Genomic DNA, 3,982 nt, shown 5'->3' with positions numbered 1-3,982 from the left:
CCGGTAGGCTTGCAGCCCTTCACCAAGGGTTTGGTTCACGATGGAATCGTGGTGGCGAGACTCCTTTTCTTGCTGATAGACGAACGGCGTGACGTGCTCGGTGATGAATGTTGCCAGGCCAGCGGCATCGGCGGTGTATTCCTCATCGTCCACATACTCCTGCCACCATTCACGGGTGTCGGGCAGCAGGGCGCGCAGGGCTTTGTCATAGGCGCGGTCACCACCTTTGCGCAAAATGGCGCTGGCCTTGTTGATCGCATCAATGTCGTGCTGGGCAGACTGCTGGCTATCGGCCACATCTGCTGGTTTCAAATCCATGAGGTTGCGAATATCGGTGTTCTCGCCTGAAAGACCCACTTCAAACGGTGCTGCCGCCGGAATGACAGTCTTGGCACTGCGGGCGGATTCCTTCAAGCCTTTGTTGATGGTGGCCCCCTCCGCTTGTAGCACCCTGCGCTTGCGCCAGATGACGCTGGCCAGCTCTTCGATCAGATGTTGCTCCGTGGCACCCGCTGGCAGGTGTTCATCCATCAGCGAGTTGACCAGGCTTTCGTAATCGGCATGGCTCTCGTGGCTGAGCACGGTGAGGCGACTCAGGATGCCGTGCTTCAGGGCGTTAAAGCGGACGGTTTCGTAGGGTTGGGGGGTGGAGTCAGCCACGGAAAGCAGGGGCGCGGTGTCGGAGGTGGTGTTCATGGTGGGCTTTCAATAATTGGGTTCAGATCAATCGCAATACTCCCGCCACAGCGCCATGCCAGCGCCGCAGCGTTGTCCGTAGCGCGGGCCTCGCCCGGCGGCAATACATATCGGGCAACTGAAATGGTGTGCGTGATAAGCCGCAGTCAGCTCTTTCCAGTCCAACGGGTTGTCTGGCGGATCGGGTACATGGCTCGCAACCTCGTTCGAGGCCGTCAACCAGTCGATCAGCAGCGCCTTGCTGCTGCGGATAAGTTCACGCAGGTCGGCTGTCAAATGGCTGGACGGTGTCACTGCCAGCCCGCCAGCGGGGGCCAGAGAGAGGTTCAGGCCAGCGTCTGATAGCTTGGCCACCACGGTTTCTACGGCCAGTGCGGTCATCAAAATATCTCCACGTTATCGAGCTGACTTGCAATCGCCGTGTCATCAACGTCCTGAATCTCGCAACTCGGCGCAACTGTCGCAACTATTGGACTGGCCTTTTCGGTTGCAGCTCGCTCCACAGTGCGCACTACAGTCCAGCGTTTCAAGCCGTTGGTCTTGTTGGCAAGCACAAGGCGCAGTCCGGTGCAAAGCTGCCCGGCGTGGCGCTCCAGCCAGCGGCCCAAAATGCGCACGTTGAGCTTGCTGTTTTGGCCCGCAATCTCATCCAGTGCATCAAACAACACGGATTGAGCGCCAAACACTTCAGTCGCTTTTGAGATGGCCTGCGCCGGTGAGGTTGGCGTGGTGCCAAAGGTCGCTATCCAGGCATTCAGCAGTGCTGCCAATTTTGACGTTTCAGGGTTCTCTGACGCAGCGCGGTCGATGGAATCCGCAGGGTCGACAAACGTGGGCAAGTCAGTCAATTTCCGAGCCGACTCCATCACACGCTCCCTGAGCCAACACAGGGGCTGGCGCACCAGGTCATCCCACAACTCAAACGACGCTGTGCGCCCCTTGCCTACTCTCGGTCTTCCAGCGGTGATGTAGGCCCGCACAATAGTCAGCGCGGCCACCACGATGGCTTGGCGGTTGTTGCAGACTTCGGTCAGCGGATCGAACTCGAACTCGCGTTTGAAGGGTGTTTCAATCTGTGCATCCAGCCGTGCCAGCAATATCCGGCGGTGGGTGTCGCCAGTCAAAACCAAGTTGTTGCCCGATACCAGAAACAGGGAGCGGTTGGGCAACTCCACGTTCTCAGAGACACCCAACACACGGTCAGCAAATAAGGATGATGTCAAAAACGAGTCGATCACCGAATTGCCCAGAGGCTCGCGCACGTTGTCCCACAGCAGCACCTTGGAGCCACCGCGCAGGGCTGCGAACAATCGCTTGCGGCATTCGTCTTCTTCATTGGTGGGCGGCAGCACAGCGACATCGCCGCCGGTGGCCAGTGCGCCGATGCACTTTGCCAACAAGGTTTTGCCAGTGCCCGCCGCTGGCGCATCAAAGCCGGTGGCTGGGCAGGTGGGTAGTGCCGGGCGTAAGCACGCGGCCAACATGGCGGCCAAGGTGACACCGATGGCCACTTCGTCGGCAAACGGAAACAAGCGAATCGGGTGCCACAGCTTTGCCAAGGCATCCAGGGCTTGTGCCACTGTCGGGGCCGACGGCACGGCCAGCGGATAGGGTTCGGTGGTGACGTACATCAGCCCGGTCACAGCGTCATGGCCTGGCTCGTCAAACACGCTGCCATCAGGCCGCAAGGTGGGTGCGGTGGTGACCGCCGTCAACTTCCTGAAATTGCGGCTGCCATGTTTGGCAATGATGGCGTTGGCAATGTAGGTGGGTGCGTCTTCCGGTATTTCTCGCGTGGAGGTGACGTTGCCGTCTTCATCGTGCTCGGTCTTGACGCTGTAGAACTCGGCCACCCGGCCCGCATGGTCCACCAGCCAGTCGCGGCTAACCGGCGTGGCCTTGCCGTCGGCGACAAAGGCAATTGCATTGGTGCCAAAGTCAAACAGTTCACTGCGGTCGCGCAAGACTTGCAGCACGGCATCGGTAGAGTCCACCCGCATGCCTCGGCCCAATTGCACCCGTGCCGACTGGCGGCGCAACTCGAACCGCATGCCGCCATGTCGGTGTGAAAACAGGTCTGGCCGGGTGCCGTTCAGCAGACGGGCCACGGCCACGCGCTTGTCAGTGTCCGGGTCCAGTGGGTCGGCAAACCGGGTGTTGTGCCAGCGGTGCGGGTTGTCCAGAAGCTGCGCCACATTCACCACCTGGCCGTCGGCGCAGGTCAGCTCAAAGTCACCCATCAGCACCTGATGCACAACAGCGCGCTCCAGCACATTGGTGGCCTGTGCCAGTTTGATGCCACGGCGCTGCGCCAAGGCAGGGGCTTTGTCTTTAACCCAATTGCGCCGGGCGGTGGCGCATTTCTCTACCACAGCTGCGCGTGCTGCCTTGAGTCCTGCTTGGGCTTGCTTCTTGATGGCGGGCGTGGCGCTGTCAATCAGCAGGCGCAGGTTGAACTGAGCCGTTGCGTCGCCATAGATGACACCGTCAACCCCGGCACGGGTAACGCCGTCCACCAGCACCGACGGCCCGGCAAAGTCCAGCCGCTCGGGTTGCCACACCGACAAGTCCACCAGACAACGTGGCAAGCGTTGGCCAGCCACACCAACATCGCACCAGCCATCGCCTGGCGTGGCCCACAGCAGGGCCTCCAACGCCTTGCCCGCCTCAGGGATCAGCGTGGCATCCACCACAGGGATGTACAGCCGGTGTCGGGTCAAGCCTGACAAGATGGTGCCGTCTGGGTCAACACAACCCGCAGACGCACTGGGCCGCCAGAGCATGGGGGCATCCGCCAGTGCCGGTGCAGCCGCAATCAAACGGTCACGAAACTGGAGTGGCGACAGCTCGCCGTCTGGCAAACCATCATGGTCCAGCATCATCACGCCCGGCGCGGCCCTGAACTTGAAGTTCTCGCGGGTGCGGGCGATGGCACCCGCTTGTTGTGCTTCCAGGTCCGCCTGGGTACAGACCGCCACACCTTCGTCTTTGGTCACGCCCCAAGTGACCGCCTGCGCACTGGTGAGGGTGTCAAGGTGCGATTTGAGGCCGAGCAGATCGGCCACGTCCACACGCTGCGCTTGACCCCGGCTCAGCATGGCCGAGGTTTCCTTACGCATGCCGCCCGTGGCGTTTAGGCCAATGATCTTGGTCAAGCGTGTCGGTTGGATGCCGGTGATGACGGTAAAGGCCAGCGGCAGTTTGGGTGGCTCAGGCGGCGTGGTTGCTTGTGTTTCGCCCTCGTTTGGCGCTTCGCAGTTGTGAGAGTTGTCTGGCGTTGCGAGAT

The 3,982-nt window shown here is 61.0% G+C and carries 3 protein-coding genes; all 3 read right to left on the bottom strand.

Going from position 1 to position 3,982, the window contains the following annotated elements; translation table 11 throughout:
- Positions 1-696, bottom strand: a 696-nt coding sequence (locus KBF66_RS19050) for a hypothetical protein (protein WP_296661273.1), incomplete at its 3' end; no start/stop codon positions are given.
- 27 nt (positions 697-723) lie between these two features.
- Entirely contained in the window at positions 724-1,077 is a 354-nt protein-coding gene (locus KBF66_RS19045) for a hypothetical protein (RefSeq protein WP_296661271.1), read from the bottom strand.
- Positions 1,077-3,982, bottom strand: a 2,906-nt coding sequence (locus KBF66_RS19040) for a hypothetical protein (RefSeq protein ID WP_296661269.1), incomplete at its 5' end; no start/stop codon positions are given. The genes KBF66_RS19040 and KBF66_RS19045, both read right to left, overlap by 1 nt.

The sequence above is a fragment of the Rhodoferax sp. genome (assembly GCF_018063565.1).
Lineage (GTDB): Bacteria > Pseudomonadota > Gammaproteobacteria > Burkholderiales > Burkholderiaceae_C > Rhodoferax.
Note: the sequence above shows the minus strand (reverse complement) of the source record. Positions and strands in the feature narration are given on the sequence as shown.

What these genes read in the sequence shown, in the direction of transcription:
- KBF66_RS19045 (WP_296661271.1), bottom strand. Translation starts at nt 1,077, where the DNA reads ATGACCGCACTGGCCGTAGAAACCGTGGTGGCCAAGCTATCAGACGCT.